This is a genomic window from Streptomyces sp. NPDC086080, assembly GCF_044540255.1.
GTDB lineage: Bacteria > Actinomycetota > Actinomycetes > Streptomycetales > Streptomycetaceae > Streptomyces.
In genome coordinates this window covers 58117-82253 of the sequence record NZ_JBITRU010000013.1, presented here as the reverse complement: position 1 = coordinate 82253, position 24137 = coordinate 58117, and the positions used below count along the sequence as shown (strand labels likewise).

13 protein-coding genes are annotated in these 24137 nt (G+C 74.4%); 7 read left to right on the top strand and 6 right to left on the bottom strand.

Annotated elements, in window-relative coordinates:
- Positions 1-13 precede the first annotated feature (13 nt).
- The 5 genes from ACIF9R_RS17725 (at position 14) to ACIF9R_RS17705 (ending at position 13806) form a co-directional block, all read left to right on the top strand.
- Positions 14-1594, top strand: coding sequence for a glycoside hydrolase family 13 protein (locus ACIF9R_RS17725; protein ID WP_399980575.1), 1581 nt, complete (start codon positions 14-16; stop codon positions 1592-1594).
- A 260-nt stretch (positions 1595-1854) separates the two neighbouring features.
- Positions 1855-2730, top strand: coding sequence for a DUF4132 domain-containing protein (locus tag ACIF9R_RS17720; protein ID WP_399980572.1), 876 nt, complete (start codon positions 1855-1857; stop codon positions 2728-2730).
- A 40-nt stretch (positions 2731-2770) separates the two neighbouring features.
- Entirely contained in the window at positions 2771-7798 is a 5028-nt protein-coding gene (locus ACIF9R_RS17715) for a DNA-binding protein (RefSeq protein ID WP_399980569.1), read from the top strand.
- Between the two features lie 123 nt (positions 7799-7921).
- The gene (locus ACIF9R_RS17710) at positions 7922-11998 is read left to right on the top strand and encodes a DUF5682 family protein (protein ID WP_399980567.1); all 4077 of its coding nucleotides are present in this window, start codon (positions 7922-7924) and stop codon (positions 11996-11998) included.
- A complete protein-coding gene (locus ACIF9R_RS17705; RefSeq protein WP_399980565.1) occupies positions 11995-13806 on the top strand; it encodes a hypothetical protein in 1812 nt (603 codons plus the stop codon). The genes ACIF9R_RS17710 and ACIF9R_RS17705 overlap by 4 nt, the downstream gene beginning before the upstream one ends.
- A gap of 233 nt (positions 13807-14039) precedes the next feature.
- On the opposite strand, the gene ACIF9R_RS17700 is transcribed toward ACIF9R_RS17705, so the two are convergent.
- Positions 14040-14975: a DUF2510 domain-containing protein gene (locus ACIF9R_RS17700; protein WP_399980562.1), complete on the bottom strand. Its 936-nt coding sequence runs from the start codon at positions 14973-14975 to the stop codon at positions 14040-14042.
- Between the two features lie 488 nt (positions 14976-15463).
- Between ACIF9R_RS17700 and ACIF9R_RS17695 the strand changes: the two genes are divergently transcribed.
- Entirely contained in the window at positions 15464-18151 is a 2688-nt protein-coding gene (locus tag ACIF9R_RS17695) for an ATP-binding protein (protein ID WP_399980560.1), read from the top strand.
- A 351-nt stretch (positions 18152-18502) separates the two neighbouring features.
- Here ACIF9R_RS17695 and pcaD read toward each other — a convergent pair whose 3' ends face one another.
- From pcaD to pcaH, 4 genes are read right to left on the bottom strand one after another with little or no spacing between them, the layout of a single operon-like run.
- The gene (gene pcaD / locus ACIF9R_RS17690; RefSeq protein ID WP_399980558.1) at positions 18503-19621 is read right to left on the bottom strand and encodes a 3-oxoadipate enol-lactonase; all 1119 of its coding nucleotides are present in this window, start codon (positions 19619-19621) and stop codon (positions 18503-18505) included.
- Positions 19618-20949, bottom strand: a complete 1332-nt coding sequence (gene pcaB, locus ACIF9R_RS17685) for a 3-carboxy-cis,cis-muconate cycloisomerase (protein WP_399980556.1) — start codon at positions 20947-20949, stop codon at positions 19618-19620. Before pcaB ends, pcaD begins: the two co-directional genes overlap by 4 nt.
- A complete protein-coding gene (gene pcaG, locus ACIF9R_RS17680) occupies positions 20946-21551 on the bottom strand; it encodes a protocatechuate 3,4-dioxygenase subunit alpha (RefSeq protein ID WP_399980553.1) in 606 nt (201 codons plus the stop codon). The genes pcaB and pcaG overlap by 4 nt, the downstream gene beginning before the upstream one ends.
- A gap of 5 nt (positions 21552-21556) precedes the next feature.
- Positions 21557-22336 (bottom strand): protocatechuate 3,4-dioxygenase subunit beta, encoded by a 780-nt coding sequence (gene pcaH, locus ACIF9R_RS17675; protein ID WP_399980551.1) that lies wholly within the window; start codon positions 22334-22336, stop codon positions 21557-21559.
- 163 nt (positions 22337-22499) lie between these two features.
- Between pcaH and ACIF9R_RS17670 the strand changes: the two genes are divergently transcribed.
- Positions 22500-22964, top strand: a complete 465-nt coding sequence (locus tag ACIF9R_RS17670; protein ID WP_399980548.1) for a MarR family winged helix-turn-helix transcriptional regulator — start codon at positions 22500-22502, stop codon at positions 22962-22964.
- 10 nt (positions 22965-22974) lie between these two features.
- Here ACIF9R_RS17670 and ACIF9R_RS17665 read toward each other — a convergent pair whose 3' ends face one another.
- Positions 22975-23961, bottom strand: a complete 987-nt coding sequence (locus tag ACIF9R_RS17665) for a DUF3048 domain-containing protein (RefSeq protein ID WP_399980545.1) — start codon at positions 23959-23961, stop codon at positions 22975-22977.
- Positions 23962-24137 lie beyond the last annotated feature (176 nt).

Genomic DNA, 24137 nt, shown 5'->3' with positions numbered 1-24137 from the left:
AGAGGCACGCACCGTGGGACAGCCCACCCCCGACCGGAACGACGACTGGTGGCGCTCCGCCGTCATCTACCAGGTGTACGTCCGCAGCTTCGCCGACGGCGACGGCGACGGCACCGGAGACCTCGCGGGCGTCCGCGCCAGGCTGCCCTACCTCGCCGAACTCGGTGTCGACGCCCTGTGGTTCAACCCCTGGTACCTCTCCCCGATGAAGGACGGCGGCTACGACGTCGCCGACTACCGGTCGATCGACCCGGCCTTCGGCACCCTCGCCGAGGCGGAGAAACTCATCGCCGAGGCACGGGTACTGGGCATCCGCACGATCGTCGACATCGTGCCCAACCATGTCTCCGACCAGCACCCCTGGTTCCGGGCGGCGCTCGCCGACGGGGCCGAGCGGGAGCTGTTCCACTTCCGTCCGGGCCGCGGGGACCACGGCGAGCTCCCGCCCAACGACTGGCGGTCGGAGTTCGGCGGCCCCGCCTGGACCAGGACGGCGGGCGGCGACTGGTACCTCCATTTGTTCGCCCCCGAACAGCCCGACCTCAACTGGGCGCACCCCGCCGTCCGTCAGGAGCACGAGGACATCCTGCGCTTCTGGTTCGAACGGGGCGTGGCCGGCTTCCGTATCGACTCCGCCGCGCTGCCGGCGAAGGACCCCCGGCTGCCGGATTTCGTGGCGGGCCGCGACCCGCACCCGTACGTGGACCGCGACGACCTCCACGACATCTACCGGGCCTGGCGGGCCATCGCCGACGAGTACGGCGCCGTCTTCGTCGGTGAGGTCTGGCTGCCGGACACCGAGCGCTTCGCCCGCTATCTGCGCCCCGACGAACTGCACACCGCGTTCAACTTCTCCTTCCTGACCTGTCCCTGGGACGCGCGACGGCTGCGCGCCGCCATCGACGAGACCCTGGCCGAGCACGTCCCCATCGGCGCGCCCGCCACCTGGGTGCTGTGCAACCACGACGTCACCCGCACGGTCACCCGCTACGGCCGCGCCGACACCGGGTTCGACTTCGCCACCAAGGTCTTCGGTACCCCGGCCGACCTCGCTCTCGGAACCCGCCGGGCCCGCGCCGCCGCCCTGCTCTCCCTGGCCCTGCCCGGCGCGGTCTACGTCTACCAGGGCGAGGAACTCGGCCTGCCCGAGGCCGACATCCCGCCCGACCGCATCGAGGACCCCATGCACGCCCGCTCCGGCGGCACCGACCCCGGACGCGACGGATGCAGGGTGCCCCTGCCCTGGCAGGCCGACGCGCCGCACGCCGGGTTCGGCGGCGAACCGTGGCTGCCGCAGCCCTCCGGCTGGGCGTCGTACGCGGCCGACCGGCAGGCCGGGGACCCCGGCTCGATGCTCACCCTCTACCGTGAGGCGATCCGCCTGCGCCCCGTCTTCGGCGACGGGCCGCTCACCTGGCTGCCCACCGCCGACGGCGTGCTCGCCTTCACCCGCGCCGACGGCGCCCTGTGCGTGGTGAACCTCGCGGCCACGCCCGTGGCCCTCCCGGCCCACACCGCGCCACTCCTCGCCAGCGGCCCCCTGGACCCCGACGGACGGCTGCCCGGGGACACCGCGGTCTGGCTGCGCGCCTGAGGCGACCGGGGTTGTTCACGGAGGTCGAGGCACATCCCACCCCCGCCGTGGCGCCCGAGCGCTTCGCCACCCGGATCCGCTCCTGCACAGGGACCCGCGACTCGGCGGAGCGGGGCGCCGGTCCTCCCGTGCCGGGGCTTTCACCGGTGACTGTCAGCGTTACCCCCTAGTCTTCCGGTCAACGCCACGGCGAGGCAGGCCAGTTGGGGCTGCCGGATGCGCTGTGCCGGTTTCCGGATGGTGGGAGAGGCGAAGATCTCATGGGTTGGCGATCAGCGGGCGACACCTACGAAGTCGCCCTGGTGGACGGCCGGGTGGTGGCCCGGTCCGCGTCGGCGGGGGACGGGCCGGAGGGGAAACAGGAGAGAGGCCTGCCCGCGGCGATACGGGACCGTCCCGAGGTGATCGAACTCCAGCGGTTCGCCGAATGGCTGGACCGGCATGCCGCCGAGTGCGCGGCACAGGTCACCACCTGGATGGTGTCCTCCCTGCCGGTGCCGACCGGTCTGCTGGCCCGGGTCTGGCCCGACGAGGCGTGGCAGGCGGCGCTGCGTGACGCCGTCGTGGTCGGTGACGGCCCCGACGACGTCGGCTTCCTGCGTGACGCCGACGACGCGGGCGCACTGCGGGTGGTGAACCTGGACGGCGAGACCGTCCGGCTGACCCCCCGCACCGTGACCCTGCCCCACCCGGTCCTCCTGCCCGACTTGGAGGAACTGCGCACGTTCGCAGCCGAGTTGGGCGTGGTTCAGGGCGTCGAGCAGCTCCACCGCGCCACCTGGCACAAGCCCGGCGACCTTGACACGGCCGCCGAGTCGATTCGCGAGTTCGCCGATGCCGAGTACCGCTCCTGGTTCCATCTCTCCGCCCGCGCGACGTCCCTCGGCTACACGATCTCCGGCAGCAGCATCACCGACCGGATCAGGGACGCCGGACGCATCTTCACCGCCCGCGTCGGCATGAGCGACCCCTACGCCGAGGAACGGGCCTGGACCGGCGATCTCTCCTGGAGCGACGAGGACGGGCACCGCCCCCTGAAGCTGACCGAGGTCGGCCCCGTGGCCTGGTCGGAGGGCATGCGCATGGCCGCGGCCCTGCACGCCGGCCGCACCGTCCCCGCGGACGGCGACCGGTGAACGGCACGGCGGTACGTACATCCACGAAAGGCACGCGATCATGAGTGACGGCACGAGGCGGGACGGGGCGACGGCGGACGTGGAGGAACTGCTGCGCGCCGGCGCGGTACTGCCGCCGGGCACCACAGGGGGCGGTGAGCGGGCGGTGCGCATGTTCGCCCGGGCCTACCGCCATCCGCAGCTGGACGGGAGGACCGTCGTACGCCTGACCGCCGAGGACCACACCGGTGACCAGGACTCCGGCTTCCTCGGACTTCGGCCCGAGGGCGACCCGGTGGAGGTCGGTGTCGGACAGCACCGGGCCCTGGGCTTCCCCGACTGGGTACTGGCCCGCCACCCCTCCGACGGCCACCTGGCGATGTCCCTGGTCGAGGAGATGGACAAGGTCGCCCGGACGGTGAGATCGCGGGCGAAGAGGGCCCGCGCCACCTACGAGTCCCTCGGTGAACGGCTCGCGGGCTCCGTACCGCACTTCCTGCCGACCTTCTACGAGCAGGCCGGCCGGGTGTTCCTGGCCGCCGGTCAACAGGCCTACGCCTCGCAGATGTTCGTCAACGCCCGCAAGGCGGAGACGGCCCACGCGCTGCCGTTCGACGAGGCCCGCATGGACGCCGTCTTCCTGGAGTTCGCCCTGGCCGACGCCGTACCGACGAAGGTCCTCTCCAGCTACGCCAAGGGCCTCACCTCCCGGGTACCGGCCGCCACGGCGTTCCGGCATCTGCGCGGGCTCTTCGTCCGGCTCGCGGCCCACGGACTGCCCCCGTCCAGTCCGGGCGCGAGCGAACTGCGCAAGCTGGCGAAGGCGGCCGCGGGCCCGGACGCGCAGGCGGAGGAGATGTCCTATCTGCGCGAGATGCTGGAACTCCCCGGCACGCCCAAGGCACCCCCCGGCTGGTGGAAGGCCCACCGCCAGGCCCTGCTCCGGCTGACCCGGCAGGAGCCCGCCGTCCGCGGCACCCTGCTGCGACTGCTGCCCGCGGACTGGGCGCGCGAGGAACTGGACCAGTGGCTCGACCTGCTGGAGAAGAGTGACGCCACCGCCGGCCTGTGCGACCCCACGCTGCCCGCCGACGTGCGGTCCCCCGACGGCGCGGCCGGATGGCTGCGCCGGTTCGTCGCACTGTGCGGAGCCGACGGCCATCACCCGGCCCCGGAGGGGCTGTACCCGATCGTCGACCGCATGGCCGGCGTGCTGCGCGGCGAACTCGAAGCGGCCGCGGACATGCTGCCGCCCCCGGTCGGCGATGTGGACCTGCTCGACCAGCTCCTGTCACTGGGCGTACCGGTGGCGGAGCCGCGGGGCCGCCGTCCGCGGCTCGCCCTGGACGCCTGGGCGGCCCGCGGCCGACGGCGTGACCTCCTCGCGCTGGCGGCCGACCCCCGTTTCCACCCGGCGTTCTGGAACGGCTGTCCCGACAGCGAGGGGAGCACCGGCAGGCACACCCTCCTCACACTGGCCGAGTCCCCCGGCGGACGGCCGATGCTCGCCGTCTGGGTGGGCGCGGCCTGCCGGCGGTACCGGAACAGTGAACTGCCCGAACTCTCCGACACACTCCGGATTCCGGACTGGCTGCCGGGAGAGGTGCTGGCCGTCGCCGAGGACGAGGTACGCCAGGCACTGGCCACCGGTGTCGTACCGGCCCTCGCCCGCACCCTGCGCACCGGCATCCTCGACGAGCTGGGCTGGCCCGCCTGGGACGAGGCCCTCGAAGCCCTCGCGCCGGAGACACCGGCCAAAAACCTGCGTGTCGCCGACTCCTGGCCCCACCTGGTGGTCGTGGCCCGCGGACAGGCCCGGGTGATCGGCGCGGAGGGCACGGCCCTCATCCATGAGCTGCGCCTTCCGGCGGATGTGGCGAACAGCCTCTGGGACGTGGGCTGCCAGTACGTGGACGGAGAGCTGTTCGTCTCGTGGCACACGTACCGGACCGGCTCGCAGTGCTACTGGCACCACACCGCGGACGCACCGCCGCTCCCCCTCGCATCGTCACCCGGCTCCCGGCTCGCCACGGCGGAGGGGCGGGGCGGATACAGCAGCGACCCGGACCCCGTCTCCCTCCCGCTGCCCGGCGGTGGCCGCACCACCGGGCACGGCGTGCTGCGCCGGGGGGACACCGTGATGCCGGACCGGCGGAACATCCTGAGCGACGGCACGTCGTACTGGGTGTGGATCCGGGACGGCGGGACCGGCTCCGAGGCATGGCATGCCTACGACCCCGTCAGTGACACGGCGGGCGCACCCGGAGTACCGGAATGGCTCGCCACGGCCCTGTCGGACGTGCCGGAGGGCAGTGTGCTGGAAACCGCCTGGTTGCGCCCCGAGCCGTCCGCGGCTCACGGCCCGGTGTGCGGTCCGGTGGACGGAGTGCTCGGCTGGCGCGTGGTGAAACTGCCCGACGGCTCACGCCGGGGCGAGGACCTGTCCGGACGCTCGGTTGTCGTGCCGCCCGGGACGTACCACCCCCTGCGCCACGCGCTGCGGTTCCCGGGCACCGAGCGGTTCCTCGCGGTGATCCGGACGTACGGCGGAATCGAACTGTACGACCAGGACGGCAGCGTGGTCGCCCGGACCCCGGGAGACCACAGCACCGGCTCCTTCAGCGCGGGCACCGCGCTGTTCCCGCCGATGCACTACTGGCACCAGCTCCGGCCGCGCGACCCGCGGGGCTCCGCGGCGCTCCGCGCGGTCGGCGAGGAGACGGCGGCGGCCCTGCTGGCCGCGGCCATGGAGGAGGGGCCGCGCGACACCGAGGGAGAGGACGAACCCGGAACGGAACCGGCCGGGCACGGTGCGGACCTGGTGCCCGCACGGGTGCGCACCCTGCTGCCGCAGGTCGGCCATGAGGCACTGCGCCGGGGCATCACCGGAGTGGTGCGGTTCGCCGCCGAGCAGCAGCGCATGATCGACGCGGCGCGCGCCCGGCTCGACTCCGCGATCGCCGGAGTCGTTCCGCGCGAGGCCCCCCGGCCCAAGGTGGGCGACGCCCGGCTCGAGGCGGCCGTGAACGGCCTCGGCCTGACCGGTTACGGCTGGTACACCGCGTACTACGACTCCGACCACCTCCTGTACGAGCTGCCGGGCCTGCTCGGCCGGTCGATGCGGGGCCTGGTCCAGCCGGTTCCCCCCGGCCGGACCCACGTCGAACTGGACCCACAGAAGGCGTTCGAGAAGCTGGACCCCCTGGCCCTTCCCCTGCTGTCCGCGATACTGGCGCTGCGGGCGGGTTCGGCGGCCACCGTGGAGGAAGACCGGGCGGCGCTCGACGCGTTCCTCGCGGAGTTCGACGCGCAGGGCCTCACCGAACTGGACCCCGACCACTGGCGCGCGGTCCGGCTGCGGCTGGACCCGAGCCTGTTCGAAGGGCCCGACGCCATCAAGGGGCACACGGAGGCCACCGTGCTGAACCTCGAAGGCGGCGCGTTCCTGCTCCTCCCGTACCGGCCGTGGCTCCTCCTCAACGACGCGAACGTGGACGAGCCCACGGGCCGGCACTACGGAGCGCTCTTCCACGACCCCTCCGGCCGGTTCGAGGTACCCGCGCCCTACACCCTGCTCGCCGCACAGCCGTTCGTACCGCAGCCGACCCGGCCGGCCGGCTGGGCCGCGGCGTTCCGCGCCGAACTCGCCGAACGCGGCCCGGCACCCTGGTTCCCGGCGGCGGCCGAGGAGTTCGCGCGGCTCACCGGCATCACCCCGACCATGGCCCGACTGGTCGTCGCGGGCCTGCCCAGGATCGACCACCGGCGCGAGCCGGTACCCGCCGCGACGCTGAAGACCATCGGGGTGAGGACGGCCGACGCGCGCGTGGCCAAGGAGGAGCTGAAGACCCTGGACGCACGGGCCCGGCAGGCCGTCGTGGCGGCGCTGCTCCCCGACGATCCGTCCCGGCTGTGGACGCACGGCCCCGACGCCGCCCGCGCGGCCGCGGTCTGGAACGACCGCCTGGGCCGGCGCACCCCCGTCCCCGAGGAGGTGCTGCACGACGCGGTCCGCAGCGTGGTCTCGCCGGGATGGGCACCGGCCGCGGCGCTGTGGGGATTCGTCGACATGGCCGGCGAGCCCCGGCTGACCGAGGACCGGGACTGGACGTTCAACCGCTACTACGTCGAATCCACCGGGCAGGGGCCAGGCTTCGACAACGGTGTCCTCAAGGGTTCGGTGGCCCTGGCCGCGTACCTCGCCCACCGTCTCCCCTCCGGCGACCCGGTCCGTGCCGTGCTGCCCGGCATCCTGACCGCGCTGCGCGACCGGCTCGCCCACCCGGGCCTGCTGATCCATCTCGACCGGCGGATCGACTGGGAGGCGTACCGGCAGGCCGCCGGAGATCCCACCGAGACCGGCGACGACCACGTGCGCTACGGCGCGATCGTGCTGGGCACCGAGGCGTCCGAACCCGTGCCAGCCATCCGGCCCGCGCTGCTGGACGCGTCCGGGAACGACCCCCACCTGACGGCGCTGTTCACCGGTACACGGCCGAACGCCCAGGAGACCGCACTGCGCCTGGTGCGCGACCGGCTGTTCGCCGAACTCCTCGCCGACCCCGGCAACCCGGTGGCGGGCGAGCGTGACGCGGACGGCCTGTGGTGGCCGCAGGACCCCGCCCGGTCCGTACCCGACCTGGTCACGGAGGTGACCGAGCGGTACGGCATCAGTGCGGACGCCGCCGTCCTCTACCTGATGCTGCTCGTCCTGCCCGACCCCACCGACCGCAACACCGCCCGCTGGACCGGCTGGGGCGCGCAGCGCGGCGGCACGGCCCGGCACCGGGCCGCCCGCGCCGAACTCGCCGCCACCGACCTCGTCATCGAGGGCAACCGCTCCAAGGCCGGACGCTCCCTGTTCCTGCCCGGGGGCTGGACCCAGCTCGCCGTCCCGCACCTCCCGCTGGAGCGGTGGAAGCTGCCGCTGTACGACCTGATCGAGGGGGAGCAGCCCGTCCTGGGCGTCGTCGTGCCGCTCCGGCCCGTCGCACGTCTCTACCGCGAGGCATGGCAGCGGGTCCAGAACGGGGACGGACCCGGGCTGGAGGAACTGGAGGTGCCGCGGCCGCGGAAGCGCCGCCGCTGAGCTCCGCCGGTTCCACCGGGAGCACCGAGAAGAGCCGGGAGCACGAGAAGAACCGGGAGCACGAGAAGAAGGGGGACGGCCGGTCGCGTACGGCCGTCCCCGCCGAAACGCCTGCTGGGACCCATGAGCGCACCTGACGAGACCGCCGCACTGGCCGCCCGCACCCGGCCCCGTCTGATCGGCGTACGGCACCACAGCCCCGCGCTGGCCGTCGCCGTACCCCGGCTGCTGGAGGCCGCCGACGCCGAGGTCGTCTGCGTCGAGCTGCCGGCCGACTTCCAGCCGTGGCTGCCGTACCTCTCCGATCCGCGCACCGTCGCGCCCGTGGCACTGACCGGTGCCCACGAGAACGGACAGCTGCGCTTCTACCCCCTCGCCGACTTCTCGCCGGAACTCGCGGCGATCCGCTGGGCCCGGGAACGAGGCGCGGAGGTGATCTGCTGCGATCTGCCGCTCGCGGACCCGGGGTGGACATCGGGCCCGGCGGCAGGCCCCGCGGCCGGGGCGGCCACCGGTGCGGTATCCGGTGCGGCCACCGGCGCTGACGGCACCGGACTCGATGCAGACGCGCTGTGGGACCGTGCGGTCGAGGCGCTGGCCCCCGGCAGCACCCCGGAGGCCGTGCGCCGCGCCGCCCTCGGCTTCGGCCTGGTACTGCGCCAGGACCTACGGGCCCGGGGCGGGATCACGGACGTCGACCTCGCCCGCGAGGCACACATGCGCCAGGTGGTCACCGCCTTCGGCAAGCGCCGGGTGGCCGCGGTCACCGGTGCCTTCCACGCACCCGCCCTGACCCACGAGGGGGAGCGGGACGTCGCCGTCGCGCCCGCCGCGCCCGTCGCTTCCGTCGCCGACGGGCCGGGCCGGGCGGTGGTCACCTCGCTCGTGCCCTACGCCGCCGCCCTGCTGGACTCACGCTCCGGCTACCCGGCCGGGGTCCGCGACCCCCGCTGGCAGCAGGCGGTGCTCGAAGCCGGGGGAGACCCCGCCCGGATACGTGACACCGCGGCCCGTCTCGTCACCGAGATCTGCCGGGAGATCCGCGCGTCGGGGCACACCGCGGGAACCGGGGAGGCGATCGAGACCCTGCGGTTCGCCTGCGACCTGGGCAGCCTGCGCGGCCTTCCCGCACCCGGCCGGCGCGAACTGCGGGAAGCGGTGACGTCCGTACTGGGCCGGGGCCGGCCTCTCGACCCGGTCCTGGAACCGGTGCTGGTCGGCACCGGACGCGGGCGGCTCGCGCCCGGCACACCCCGGTCCGGCCTCGGACCGTGGGTGGAGGCGGAACTCGCCGCCCTGCGGCTGCCCGGGCCGCACAGCCCCGACCCCCGGGAGATCCGGCTCTCGCCGCTGCGCTCCTCCCTCGACGCCCGGCGCGAGATCCTGCTCCAGCGTCTCATGGCGTGCGGGGTGGGCTACGCGGAGCCGGCCGGGGTGGCCGCCGCGAGGGAGGGAAGCGCGCTCACCACACGCTGGCAGGCCGCCTGGACCCCGTCGGTCGCCGCCCGGCTCGACCTGGTGGGTGCCAGAGGCGTCACCGCCGCCCAGGCGGCCGACGGCACCCTCCGCGAGAACCACCGCCGGGCCTGCGAGGCCGACGGAACCACCCCCGCCCGGGTCATCGGCCTCCTGGACGCGGCGGCCCGGTGCGCGTTGCCGGCCCTGGTCGGCCAAGGCCTCACGGAGGCCGCACGGATACTGCCCACCGCCGCCACCCTGCCCGAACTCCTCAAGGCCCTGGACCTGTTGGAGTCGATACGGCGCGAGCACCTGCCCGGCACCACCCGGCGGACACGCGACCGGGCGACCGCGCTCTCCGGCACCCTGCTGGACGCCGCCGTCCGCGCCTTGCCGGGATTGGCCGGCAGCGACGAGACGGAGGACGCGGTCGCCGTCGTGACCCTGGCGGTCAGAAGCGGCGAGGACCGCCTCGGCCTGCGCCTGGACGGCGAGTTGTACGCGCTCTCCCGCACCGGTTCGCCACTCGTGCAGGGAGCGTCCCTCGCCGCCCGGGTGCTGCTCGACCTCGACAGCTCCGACCTGCTGGGCAGCAGGCTGGCCGCCTGGGTCGACTCGGCGACCGCACCGGACGGCCGGCACCGGCTGGAACGCCGGCTGACCGGAGTGCTCATCGCCGCCGGACCACTGATCGAGTCCGCACCCGCGGCCCTCGAACCGCTGCTGGAACGCGTCGAGACGATGAGCGACCGGCACTTCCTCGACCGGCTCACCGCCCTGCGCGGCGGCTTCCGGGCACTGACCCCGGAAGGCCGGGGCCGCCTGCTGACGGCCGTGACCGAACGCCTGGGCGACCGGCCCGACCTCCGGCTCGGCGCGCCCGCCGAGCAGGCCGGCCGCTGGGCCGAGGCCGACCACGCGGGGTTCGCGCTGCTGAGCGAGTGGGGACTGGCGGAGCCGGAGAATCCCGCGCCCACGGATCAGGCTGGTCCTTCGGGCGTGGATCCGGCCGGTTGCCCGGACAGGGGGCCCGCCGGTCTCCCGGGCGCGGATTCGGCTGGTTGTCCGGACACGGATTCTGCCGGTCGTCCGGAGAGGGGGCCCGCCGGTTTCCCGGGCGCGAATCCGGCTGGTCTTCCGGGCGTGGGTTCGGCTGGTTGCCGGGACACGGATTCGGCTGGTTGTCCGGGGGCGAGGCTTGCCGGTCTCTCGGGTGTGGATTCGGCTGGTTGTCCGGACACGGATTCTGCCGGTCGTCCGGAGAGGGGGCCCACCGGTTTCCCGGGCGCGAATCCGGCTGGTCTTCCGGGCGTGGATTCGGCTGGTTGTCCGGGGGCGAGGCTTGCCGGTCTCTCGGGTGTGGATTCGGCCGGTTGTCCGGATACGGATTCTGCCGGTCGTCCGGACAGGGGGCCCGCCGGTTTCCCGGGCGTGGATCCGGCCGGTCCCGGGCACACGGGGTCGGTGCGTTCCGGAGTGTCCGTCGTCGCGGACGGGCCGCCGCACACGGCGGAGGCGCCGGCGTCCGGCACCGGCGGTACGGAACACGGGACTCCACGGCTCGGCCCCACGGACCGCTGGCGGCTGCTGCTCGGCCGCGAACGCACGAGACTTCCCCCTGACCTGCTGCCCTACGCCCGTGCCCTCGACGAGCTGTTCGGACCGGACGGACAGGCGGGCGACGCGGTCGAGGACGCGGACGCGGATACGGACGGCGGTGCGGGAGAGGGGAGGGCGGGGACCGGGGCCCCCGGCAGCGACACGGACGCGCTCACCGGAGGCCAGGACGACCCCGGGTACCCGAGCGTGCGCCACTGGGCCGAGGACCTGGAAGCTCTCTTCGGCGCGGACATCCGGGAAGAGGTCCTGGGACGCGCCGCCGCGAACGGCCGCACGGAGGTGATCGCCCACCTCGACCCGGCGTCGGTCCGTCCGTCCGTGGAACTGCTCTCCGCCGTGCTCACGCTGGCCCGCGGCATGCCCGAGCAGCGGATCGCGCACCTCCGTCCGCTGGTCGCGCGGCTCGTCGAGGAACTCACCCGCGAGCTCGCCACCCGGCTGCGCCCCACGCTGACCGGACTCAGCACACCGCGTCCCACCCGGCGTCCCGGCGGCCGGCTCGATCTGGCCCGTACCCTGCGGGAGAACCTCGTCCACAGTCGCCGGCTGGAGGACGGCAGAGTGGAAGTCATCCCCGAACGGCCGGTGTTCACGACCCGCACCGCCCGGCAGAACGACTGGCGGCTGATTCTGGTCGTCGATGTGTCGGCATCGATGCAGGCCGCGGTCATCTGGTCGGCGCTGACCGCTGCCGTACTGGGCGGGACCCCCATGCTCTCCACGCACTTCCTCACCTTCAGCACACAGGTCGTCGACCTCACCGACCGGGTCGACGACCCGCTCTCCCTGCTATTGGAGGTGAAGGTCGGCGGCGGTACGCACATCGCGGCGGGTCTCGCGCACGCCCGCACGCTGGTGAAGGTGCCGAACCGCACGCTGATGGTGGTCGTCAGCGACTTCGAGGAAGGGTTCGGGGTCGACGGCCTGCTGGCCGAGGTCGAGTCCCTGGTCGGTTCCGGTGTCCAGCTGCTGGGCTGCGCCGCCCTGAACGACGAGGGAGTGCCCCGCTACTCGGTGCCGGTCGCCCGGCAACTCGTCGCCGCCGGAATGCCGGTGGCCGCCCTCAGCCCTCTCTCACTCGCCCGCTGGGTGGGCGAACGCGTCCGCGGAGCGACCCGATGACCCCTTCCGTCCCCCTCCCACCGGCCGCACCGGAGGTGGTCGCCGCCGCGGTGGAGAGCCTGACCACGCGTCTGCGGGGCCGTCTTGACGCGGCCGTCGAGGCTCTGGCCGGCGCACCGGTCACCGCCGGGGCCGCGACCCTGCGCGTCCGCTGCGGCGAGGACACCTGGGTGACCCTCACCCCCGGCCCGTCCGGCACACTCACGGAAGCCGGACAGGTCGACTGCACCTGTCTGCTGGCCCCGCGCTGCCTGCACCGCGCGGCCCTGCTGACCGCCTGTCCGGTGGCCGGCACCGTCCACCACCCCCCGACACCGGCCCACCCCACCGACGACATCCCCCTCACCACCCCGGCGGCGGGCCCCACCCTCAACCCGGCCGCCGGACCCACCGGCCCCTCCGCCGAGCAGGTCCGGGCCGCCTCCGGGCTCTGGGCGGCGGCCGCGACCGTGCTGTCCGCCGGAACGGGCGGCGCGGGAGCGGTCCTTCAGGCCGAATTGCTCCGCGCAGCCCACACGGCCGGCCTCGCGGGGCTGCGCCGCTCGGAGACCGCCGCCCTCGCCGTGGTGCGCCACCTGCGGGACGTACGCGATCCGCACCGACCGCGCGCCCTCGCCGCGCTGGTCTCCGCACTCGGTGAACTTCTCCTCGTCACCCACCGGTTGAAGTCGTCCGACCCCGACCCCGAACTGATCGGCACCGCCCGCCGGCTGCACCGCCCCGACGGGCCGCTGCGGCTGTACGGCGTCTGCCGCGAACCGGTCATCGGTCCCGGCGGTCTCGGCGGGGTGGTCACCCATCTCGTCGACGACGACGGCCACGGGTACACACTCCCCGACGTCAAGCCCGGCGGACCGGCCCGGGCCCGCCGCACCGGCCGGGCCCACGTCGCGATCCGGACCTTCCTCAGTGACCACTTCCGGCTCTCCCGCGGCGGCCTCGTCCTCACCGGGGCGACCGTCGCCCCGGACGGCCGGCTGCTGCCGGAACCCGGCGTCCGTGCCACCTTCGCCGCCGGACGGCCCTGGACCGTGAGCGCACGGACGGCACCGGCCGGCGGTGAGCGGTTCCCGGCGTTCCCCACGGCCGACTCCGACGGAGCCGGACGCGCCGGACCGCTGACCGTCCGCGATGTGGAAGTGCTCGCCATGGACGGCGATGACCTGCTGGCCCGGGTACTGCCCGAGCACGAGGGGACGTTCGTCCGGCTGACCCCCGCCCACCACCACCCCGGCCTCGCGCACACCGCCAACCTGCGGCGACTCGGTGCCCGTCCCGGGCTGCGGATCCGGGTCGCCGGCCGCGTCCCGGCGGGCCGCGCGGCAGCCCTCCACCCACTCGCCGTCGCCCCGGTGCCCGGCACCGCGGCGACCCTGCGTCTGCCGCACGACTGGCAGGGCCGCGCCGATCTCGGCTACGACCGTCTCCAGGACGATCACTTCCCGCCGGACCTGCCCGTCCCGGACGGGCCCGTCCTCGTGGGCTCCGGCGTCGCCGCGGGCGACCCACCGCTGTGGCGCGTGCGCCGACTGGTCGAACTGGCGGTTGCGGGCGGACGCCGGGCCGCCGCGGAACCCGCACGTACCGACGATCACCGCGAGCACGTCGCCGCGCTGCACCGCGGCGGTTTCGTCAACGGCGCGCGGCTGGTCGCCGCGCTCGGCGCGGTGGCCGCGCACCGCACCCGTGACGTCTTCGGCCGCCTCGACGACGGTGGCCCCGACCGGTACGCGGCCCAGTGGCTCGCCACCGCCGTCTACCTCGCCGGTACCGAGGCGGCCCTGCGCGACGGAACCTGGCGGGGGTGAGCCGGTGCGCCGCCCGGACGGACCGAGTCCCGGCAGGATCGCCACATCGGCCCGGCCGCGCCGCACCGTGGGGACGGGGCGGCACGGGGCCCGGCCGGGTGGGGCACTCCTGAGCGGAGCGACGCCCCACCCGGCCGTCGGACACGCGGCATCAGGACACGTTCCCCGCCGTGGCGGGGCCGATCACGGTCCAGGGCCCCGCACGCCGCCCATCCGGGCCGCGACCTGACGATTCAGACGTCCTGCCCGTTGCCGCCGCCGCCCGACGCCACCTCGATGCCCTCGGTGATCTCGTCGAGGACGGCCTGCGTCTGGTCGGTGTCCACGCCGACGCGCACCACGACGATCTGCTTCGGCTGCGCCGGGGACGGGAAGGCGAGCGACTGCACGAACCCGTCGGAGCCCTTGCTGGTGACCGCCTTCCAGCGCACCAGATAGCCCTTCTGTCCGGCGACGGTCACGGCCTTCGACGCGAGCACGTCGTGCGAGGTGATCTTCCCGTACGCGTCCCCGCCGTAGCTCTCCTCCGCGTTGGCGGCGATGTCCGCCTTGGCGACCTCCTCGGCGGTGGAGCCGCGGCTGCCGAGCGCCAGGGCGGGCGCCGAGTACGCACCGCCCTTGGTACAGCTCTTCTCGGTGTTGCCGGGGCAGTCGTACGAGTCCTCCGACGTCACCGAGGCGCCCACCTGGAGCTCCTGCCCGTACCAGCCGTCCAGGACGGGCAGGCTGATGCCGCTCAGCGAGTCGGTCACCGACCCGCTCTCGATCCGCGGCGGCTCGGGTCCGTCCGGCCCCGGCTCCTCGCCCTCGGAGCCGTCGTCCCGGCCCTCCGGTGCCTGCGAGGCCGTGGCGGCCCGGTCCGGTCCGTCGTCCGTCAGCGCGTACACGCCCACACCGATGCTCGCCAGTACGGCCACGGCCACGGCGACGGCTATCCCGTTCCGCACCTTGTGTCCCCGGCCGGGCGGCGGCGGAGCCGGGTACACGGGGTAGGCGGGGTACGCCGGACCGGCCGCGGCGACCGGCGCGGGCGGACCCCATGCGGCGGCCGACCCCGCCGGCCGGACCTGGTCCGTCCAGGCCGCGCCGTCCCACCAGCGTTCGGTGGCCGGTCCGTCATTCGTCTGCCCGGGGTCGGGGTACCACCCGGGAGGAGTCACCTGCGTCATGCCCCCACCGTATGAGGCGACGGTGAAAGCCGTATGAGAGAGTCCCACTCCGGCCCGCCCCACGCGCCCCGCCCCCTGCCCCGCCCACCGCGCCCTGCCCCGCCGCCCCCCGCCCCCTGCCCCGCCCACGCGCCCCGCTCCTGCCCCGCATCCGTGGACGGTGTCCGTGGACGGGGTCCTTCCCCTTCCCGCGGCCGCGGGCCCCGTCCCCGTGGCCGTCCGCGTGGCCGCCCCGCGCGGCACCTCCGGCCGCCCCCGCGCACCCGTCACTCCCGCGGCGGTGTCGCACCCCTCCGGTGCTTCTCAACCCCCGCCCCCTTGACAGCTGTTGACCATCAGGACCCCTGGTGAGGAGTGGTCCACGTCGACTCGTCGTGCTCCGTGTCACCCGTCACGGCAACACGTGTCCCGAGCGGCCACCGTTCGGGCGGGAGGGGGACTAGGCTCGAGAGCGGTACGTCATTCGGGCGACTCTGGGAGGCAGCGGGATGACGGAGGTACGGCCCCCGGCGGCTCCCTCGGCTTCCCTGTGGGAGCGCGACGAGGAAGTCGCCGCCATAGCGGAGGCCGTCGACATCCTGTGCGCCGACCGCTCCTCGCCGGGCAGCCTGCTGGTGCTCCGGGGCGAGGCGGGGCTGGGCAAGACCGCGCTGCTGGCCGAGACCCGGCGCATCGCCGAACAGCGCGGCTGCACCGTCTGGTCCGCCCGCGGCGGCGAGACCCTGCGCTCCGTCCCCTTCAACGTCGTACGCCAACTCCTGCAGCCCGCTCTGGTGTCGATGCTGCCGGAGGAGGCCCGCGAGTACCTCGGCGACTGGTACGACATCGCCGGCCCCGCCCTCGGCATAGCCGACCCCGGCGACCGGCACGCCGACCCGCAGGGAGTGTGCGAGGGCCTGGTGGCCGCCGTGCGCCGGCTGGCCCGCCGGGACTGGCCGCTGGTCCTGCTGATCGACGACGCCCACTGGGCCGACCAGGAAACGCTCTACTGGCTCGCCGTGTTCGCCGAACGCCTCGCCGACCTGTCCGTGCTCGTCGTCGTGGCCCGCCGCCCCGGTGAGATCTCCGGGACGGCCGCCCGGTACCTGGACCGCGTCGCCGCCGCGGCCGACCGCCCCGTCACCACCCTCAGCGCTCTCACCCCCGACGCCGCGGCAGGACTCACCCGCGCCACCCTCGGTGAGAACGCCGACGCGGCATTCTGCCGCGAGGTGTGGGCGGTGACCGCGGGCAACCCCTACGAGACCGTCGAACTCCTCGCCAAGGTCCAGGACAGCGAACTCGAACCCGTCGAGGCCCACGCCGGTGAACTGCGCGAGCTCAACCGCTCCGCCCGCGGCGGCGGCCTCGTCGCCCGCCTGGAGGAACTCGGCATAGACGCCACCCGGTTCGCCTGGGCCGCCGCCATCCTCGGCACCGACATCACCGTCGGCCTGGTGGCCCGGCTCGCCACCCTCACCCCCGACGACGCCGCCCGCTGCGCCGAACGTCTGCGCAGCGCCCGCATCCTCACCGCTCCCGACCCGGCCGCCACGGGCGGTCCCCGGCCCGCCGAACTCGAGTTCGTCCACCCCCTCATCGCCACGGCCGTCTACAACTCCATCCCCGACGCCCTGCGCCGGGCCATGCACGGCATAGCCGCCCGGATCGTCACCGACTCCGGGCGCGGCGCCGCCGCGGCCTCCCGGCACCTCCTCGAAGTGCACCCGGACGACGACGAGGAACTCGTCTGGCAACTGCGCGAGGCCGCCCGCGAACACCTCGCCGTCGGCGCCCCGGACGCCGCCCGCCGCTGCCTGGAGCGCGCGCTGGAGGAACCGCCCCGCCCCGAGGTCCACGCGCACGTCCTGTACGAACTGGGCAGCGCCGCCTTCCTCACCGCACCCGCCCGCACCATCGGCCATCTGCGGACCGCGCTCGGCATGCCCGGCCTCGACGGCGACCGGCGCGTGGACGCCGTGATCCGGCTCTCCCAGGCGCTGCTCCACAACGACCAGATGGAGGAGGCGGTCCGCACGGTCGAGGCGGAGGCGGCCCGGCTCCCCTCCGGCCCTGCCCAAATGAGGCTGCACGCGGTGCAGTTCATGTGGGAGGGCATCCACGCCGGTGAAACCATCACCCCCGGCCGCTCCGAGCGGCTCGTCCGGCTCGCCGCCACCTGTACCGGACGCGACAACTCCGAACGGGCGCTGCTCATCCTGCGCGGCTTCGACGCCATGATGCGCGGGGAGAACGCGGAGGAGGTCGCCGAGGTCTGCGACCGCGCCCTCGTCAACGGCCGCCTCGCACCGGGCCTCGGCTGGACCGACTCCGAGTGGAGCATAGAACTCCTGCTGATGCTCGCGAGTTCCTACGCCTACACGGACCGCCTCGACCGCGCCGAAAGCCTCTTCAGCGAAGCGCTGCACGCCTACGACACGGCGGGCTGGGGCGGCGGCCACCTGGTCCTGGCGCACGCCTACGTCGGTCTCGCGCACCGCAGGAGGGGGAGGCTGGAGGCGGCGGAGGCGTCGCTGCGTGAGTCACTGCGCCTCGCCGAGCGCGTCGGCCGCGGACTGCCTCTGTACTGGACGGCCACCTGCAATCTCGTCGACACCCTGCTCGCCCGGGGTCATGTGGACGAGGCCTGGGCCATGGCGGAACGGCACGGCTTCACACCGCCCTACCCGTCCACCATCGTGCTGCCCGACCCGCGCTCCGTGCGCGGCAGGCTGCTGCTGGCCGTCGGCCGCACCAAGGACGGCATCAACGAACTGGAGGCGGCGGAGAAGGCGGCGGCCGCCCGCGGCCACCACAACCCCGTGCACGTCTTCGGTGCCGGCGACCTGGCCCGCGCCCTCGCCACGGAGGACCCCGCCCGCGCCGCGAGGCTGGCCGTCGACATGCGCCGGCACGCCGAGCGCCTCGGCACGGACACCGCGATAGGAGAGGCGCTGCGTGTCGCGGCGGCCCTGGAGACGGGGCAGCGCGCGGTCCGCCTCGCCGCCCAGGCGGTCACCTACCTGGAGTCCTCTCCCTGCCAGTACGAACACGCGGCGGCCCGGGTCGAGTACGGCATCCTCGCCCGCTCCGTCCCCGACCTCGAACGCGGTCTGGCCCTGGCACGCTCCTGCGGAGCGGACGGCCTGGTGAAGCGAGCCCGCGCGGAGCTGCAAACGGGCGCGGGCCTCCGCTAGCCCTCCACCGGACCCCGCCCCCCGCCCTCCTCCGGCCGGCACCACCCTCGTGTCCCCGTCGCTGTCGGCGCCCCGCCGTGGCCCGTCACCCCGTCCTCCTGTTGGCGCCGTGCCGGGCCGGTTCATACCGTCCGCCGGCGCCGTGCCGGACCCGGATCCCTGTCCCTCCTCCGCCGGCGCCACGCCGTGCCCGGTTTCGCCCCGAACCTCCGCCGGCGTCACGCCGGACCCGGGTCCCCGTCCCTCCTCCGCCGGCGCCACGCCGTGGCCGGTTTCGCCCCGAACCTCCGCCGGCGTCACGCCGGACCCGGGTCCCCGTCCCTCCTCCGCCGGCGCCACGCCGTGGCCGGTTCACCCGTCGTCCTCCGCCAGCACCCGCTGTGCCGTCGCGAACGCCGAGTTCGCCGCCGGGACCCCGCAGTACACGGCCGTCTGCAGCAGCACCGCGCCGATCTCCTCGGGCGTGAGCCCGTTCCGCCGGGCCGCCCGGACGTGCATCGCGAGTTCGTCGTAGTGGCCGTGCGCCACCAGCGCCGTGAGCGTGATCATGCTGCGTTCGCGGCGGCTGAGCGTCGGGTCGGTCCAGATCTCGCCCCAGGCGTAGCGCGAGATGAAGTCCTGGAAGCGGGCGGTGAACGGTGTCTGGCGCGCCTGGGCCCGGTCCACATGGGCATCGCCCAGTACCTCCCGGCGCACTGCCGTCCCGCGCCCGGCAGCCCCGTCGAAGTGCGTCCGCAGAGCCGCCAGCACCGCCTCCGGGCACTGCGCCGGCGCCAGATGGGAGGCGCCCGGAATCTCCACGAGCGCGGCACCCGGCACCGCGTCCGCGATCTCCCGCAGATGCCCGGGCGGGGTCGCCGGGTCCTCCCGGCCGGCCACCGCCAGTGTCGGCAGGGAGATGTCCGCGAGCCGCTCCCGCAGATCGAACGCGGCCAGCGCGTCACAGCACGCGGCATACGCGCCCGGGTCGGCCTCCCGGTGGTCCCGGACCAGCCGGGGAACGGTGAACCCGGGCGTGAACCAGCGGGCGTCGGCGCCCTCCGCGAGCCCGGCCAGCCCCTCGCGCCGCACCAGTGCCGCCCGCTCCTCCCACGGTTTCGCGCCGTTGAAGTGTGCCGAGGAACAGATCACGGCCAGCGACGACACCCGCCGCGGATGGTGCACGGCGAGATGCAGCCCCACCGCACCACCCAGCGAGACGCCCGCGTACGCGAACCGCTCGATGCCGAGCGCGTCGGCCAGCGCCAGCACCAGCTCCGCCAGATCGCCCACCGTCGCCCCGGCGCCGATCAGCCCCGCCGCCGATCCGCCGTGCCCCGGCAGGTCCCAGCGGACCACCCGGTGTGCGGCCGACAGTTCGGGCGCCACCGTGTCCCACAGGGCGTACGAGGTGCCGAGTGAGGGGCCGAGCAGCAGCGGGGGAGCCGAAGCGGAGCCTTCGGCACGGTGGTTGAGGAGTGTGTCGGTCACGGTCGCTCCAGTGCGCGGTCGGTGAGCGTGCCGGCGGAGCCGGTGTAACGGGCGGGGTCCATCAGCGAGGGGATGTCGACGTCCACCAACTCCGGTCGCTCGGACAGCAGTCCGCCGAAGTCCCGCCCCTCCTGGTACGCCTGCCGGGCCAGTTCCGTCAGCAGTTCCTTCGCCCGGTCCCGGCCGAGCACCGGCGACAGCTCGGCGGAGAGCCGCTCGGAGACGATCAACCCATGGGTGAGGCCGAGGTGTTCACGCATCGCGGCCGAGTGCACCCGCAGTCCCGCGGTGAGTTCGGCGGCGTCCCGGGCCGCACCGCCGACCAGCCGGAGCAGGTCCCTGAGCGGTTCCCACTCGGCGTGCCAGGCCCCGGCGGGGCGTTCGTCCTCGGCCACCAGCGAGCCGTAGAGCGTGGCCGCGAGCTGCGGCGCGCGTCGGGCGGCGGCCGCGATCAGCGTCGAGCGGACCGGGTTCGCCTTGTGCGGCATGGCCGAGGAACCGCCGCCGCCGCCCTCGGAGACCTCCGCGATCTCGGTGCGGGAGAGGGTGAGGACGTCCGCCGCGAGCCTGCCGAGCGCCCCGGCCGTCAGGGCCAGGCATCCGGCGAGGTCGGCGACGGGCGTACGCAGGGTGTGCCAGGGCAACAGGGGTTCGCACAGGCCCAGTTCACGGGCGTACACGGCCGGCAGCGCGGCCGGGTCCTCGGCGCCGTACGCGGCGAAGGCGGCCAGGGTGCCGGCCGCGCCGCCGAGCTGGGCGGGCAGTGTGCCGCGTACCGAGGTCACCCGGTCCCGGGCGTCCAGCACCAGTGACCGCCACCCGGCGGCCTTGAGCCCGAAGGTCGTCGGCACGGCGTGCTGGGTCAGGGTGCGGCCCGGCAGCACGGTGTCACGGTGTTCGGCGGACAGGCGGGCCAGGGCCCGCTGTACGCGGTCGAGATCGGCGAGGACCGGTCCCAGGGCGCGGTGGGCGACCAGCATCGCCGCCGTGTCCATGATGTCCTGGCTGGTCGCTCCCCGGTGCACGGCGGGGCCGTGCTCCGCGCCGACCGCCCGGGTCAGCTCCGCGACCAGCGGGATCACCGGATTCCCGCCGTCCCGGGCCTGCGCGGCGAGGGAAGCGAGGTCGAAGCGGTCCGGATCCGCCGCCCGGGTCACCGCGGCCGCCGACTCGGCCGGGGAGAGCCCCAGCGCGGCCTGCGCCCGGGTCAGCGCGGCCTCCGCGTCGAGCAGCGCCCGCAGGTACGCCGTGTCACCGGTCTCCGCGGCGGCCGGGGAACCGGCCCACCCGGGGCCGAGCAGACCGTCGCCGCGATCGGCCGATGTCACCGGAACTCCAGGAAGACCGTCTCGTCCTCGCCCTGAAGGCGGATGTCGAAACGGTACGTGCCCGCGCCCTCCTCCCCCGCGACCAGCGTGGCACGGCGCTCGCCGTCGAGCCGGGACAGCAGCGGGTCCGCCGTCAGCGCGGCCTCGTCGCCGGGCAGGTAGATCCGGGTGAACAGGTGCACCAGCAGACCCCGCGCGAAGACGCACACACTGAGATGGGGAGCGTTCCCGCCACGGGCTCCCGGGCGCAGCGTACGGGCGTACCAGTGGCCGTTCGCGTCGGTCTGGATCCGGCCGAAGCCGGTGAACTCCACGCCGTTGCGGCCCAGGTGGTCCCCGCTCGCCGGGTCCCGCCGCATCGAGCCGTCCACTGCCGGAAGAACGCCTTCGGGGTCCGGCCCCCACAGCTCCAGCAGCGCGTCGGGCAGGGGACGGCCCTCGCCGTCGTACACATACCCGTGCACGGTGACCGTGTCCGGGTGCCCGGCGGGCGCGATGTCCTCGCCGCCCCGGAAGGGCAGCGCGTAGCCGTAGAAGGGGCCCACGGTGTGCGAGGGGGTGGGCAGCACACGGTCCGGGTGGTCGGTGTCGATCCTCGTCATGGTGGTCAGCGCCCTTCTTCCATCCAGGTGGCCCGAGGCCCGTCCAGCACGATGTCCCAGTGGTAGCCGAGGGAGAACTCCGGCACCGACAGGCTGTGGTCGTAGGTGGCGACCAGCCGCTGCCGCGCCGCGTCGTCGGTCACGGACTGCAGGATCGGGTCGTACGGGAAGAGCGGGTCGCCCGGGAAGTACATCTGCGTCACCAGCCGCTGGGTGAACGCGGAGCCGAAGACGGAGAAGTGGATGTGGGCCGGGCGCCAGGCGTTGAGGTGGTTGCGCCACGGGTACGGGCCCGGCTGGATGCTGGTGAAGCGGTAGTGGCCGTCGTCGTCGGTGAGGGTGCGGCCCGCGCCGGTGAAGTTCGGGTCCAGCGGGGCGTCGTGCTGCTCGCGCCGATGGGCGTATCGTCCGGCCGAGTTGGCCTGCCAGATCTCCACCAGCTGGCCGCGCACCGGCCGGCCGTCCCGGTCCAGCAGCCGGCCGGAGACGGTGATGCGCTCGCCGAGGGGCTCACCGGTGTGCTGCCGGGTGAGGTCGTTGTCGGTCTCGGCGATGTCGCGCTCGCCGAAGGCGGGGGAGGAGAGCTCCACCAGTTCCGGGTCCTTCGCGACGTCGATGACGACCGGCGGCTGCTTCGGGTGGCGCAGCACCGAGGAACGGTAGGGGGCGTAGTCGCGGCGCGGGTGGTGCTCGACGGGAGCGCCGTCGGCGAGCCGCCGCCCGTACGCGGCGCGCTCGGCCGCGATCTCCTTGTCGATGTCGGCTTGCGTGAGTGTGTCGGTCATGACGGGCCCTCCCCGGGCGTGCGTCCGGCTCCGGTCTTGGCGGTGGTCTGCGGTGATCCCATTTAGTCAGTGCACTGAGTATTAACCGGAGATCAACCCCATGTCCAGTACTGTTCAGATGCCAACGACAATCAGTAGACCGATGGAAGAATGGGGAGCGCGCATGGCCGCCGTGGATCTCACCACTCATCCCGGGCATCTGGCCCGGCGGCTCCAGCAGGCGCACCACCTGCTGTGGAACACGATGGTCTCCGAGGAGGTCACCTCGCCGCAGTTCGCCGTACTCAACGCGCTCGTCGCCGAACCCGGCCTCGACCAGCGCACCGTGGGGGAGCGGGTGGGCCTGGACCGGTCCACCGTCGCCGAGGTGATCGCCCGGCTCATCCGGCGCGGACTGCTGGACAAGGTCCGCGATCCGCGGGACGGCCGCCGCTTCCAGCTGCGCCTCACCGACGACGGGACGCGCACCCACCGTGGGCTGACGGTGCGCACCGCGCGGATGAACCAGGTCTTCCTGGCCCCGCTCGACGCCGGTGAGCGGGCGGTCCTCACCGAGCTGATGCGGCGGGTCGCGGACGCGGCCGAGAGCCTGCGTGATCCCGCGCCGCACCTGACCGCCCCGCACTGACCGGACCGCCTCAGGGTGCCTTCGCGTACACGACCCATACCTGGCCGCGTGCGAAGTTCACCGGCTCGCCGGAGTCGGTGGTGAATGAGGTGCCGTCCTCGGCCGCCGTCCGCTTCCAGTTCACCTCCCAGGCGCGTCCGTCGCGCAGCACGGTGGCCTCCCCGGAGCCCACCGTCTCGGTGTACGGGGTGGTGTTGCCGAGGAAGTCGCGGAAGCCGGACGGGCGCACGGTCACGTACTGCACGACGACCGTCGCGGGCGCCAGCCGTTCGCCCTCCGCGGTGAGCGCCGGGGAGCCGTCCATCGACACCAGCCAGCGGTCCTGGGCGCCGGACCAGGTGAAGGTGAAGCGGGCCGCCGGGTAGCGCACGGTGAGGTCGTTTCGCGGCTCGCCGTCCGCGGGGGCCGGGCCGAAGCGGAAACCGGTGGTCAGAGCCGCCTCGCCGGGCGGCTCGTCCATGAGTTGCCCCGGGCGCAGATACAGGTTGTGCGGCGCGGCGCGGCTGGGGTCCCGGGTGTAGGCGTTGGGCTCCGACTCGGGTGTCACCGCCTCCAGCGGCGCCTGCTCGATCAGGGGCTTGAGCTTGCTCTGCGCCCCGGAGTAGGCCAGCAGCGGCCGGTCGAACTGGCGCAGCAGCTCCAGATCCGACTCCCGGGCACTGCGCACCGGCCCCACGGACTCCGGCAGCCCGGTGGCGTACACGGCGATCAGTCTGCTGCTGCCGCCCTCGACCTGTTCGGTGTACACCACGTCCGCGGCGTCCAGACCGGTCTGGGGCCGGGCGGCCGGGGCGTTGTCGATCTTCACGGTGAGTACCGGCGGGCCGTCGCCGGGCCGGGCCGGCGACTCGCCGGCCGTACCCCGCCCGTCGTCGCGCGGACCGTCCGATGTCGTGCAGCCCGCGGCCAGGCCGACCGTCAGCACGACGGTGAGCGCTATCCCCGCCGCCCTGCCACGCCGTCGGCGCGCTCCTCGTTCCGTGCCCACCGTCGTCACCGCGCCCGCCTCAGATCATCCGTACTCTCGATTGTGCGCTTTTCCGATGGTCTCTGGCCAGCGCGGGTCGGAGCCGCTCCCGCGCGGCGGCGTCCGCCGATCGGCCCAGCGCCCCGGGGTTCGGTGTGCGGCCCCTCGGGTACCCGGTCGCCCACCGCACGAGCGACACACCGGTA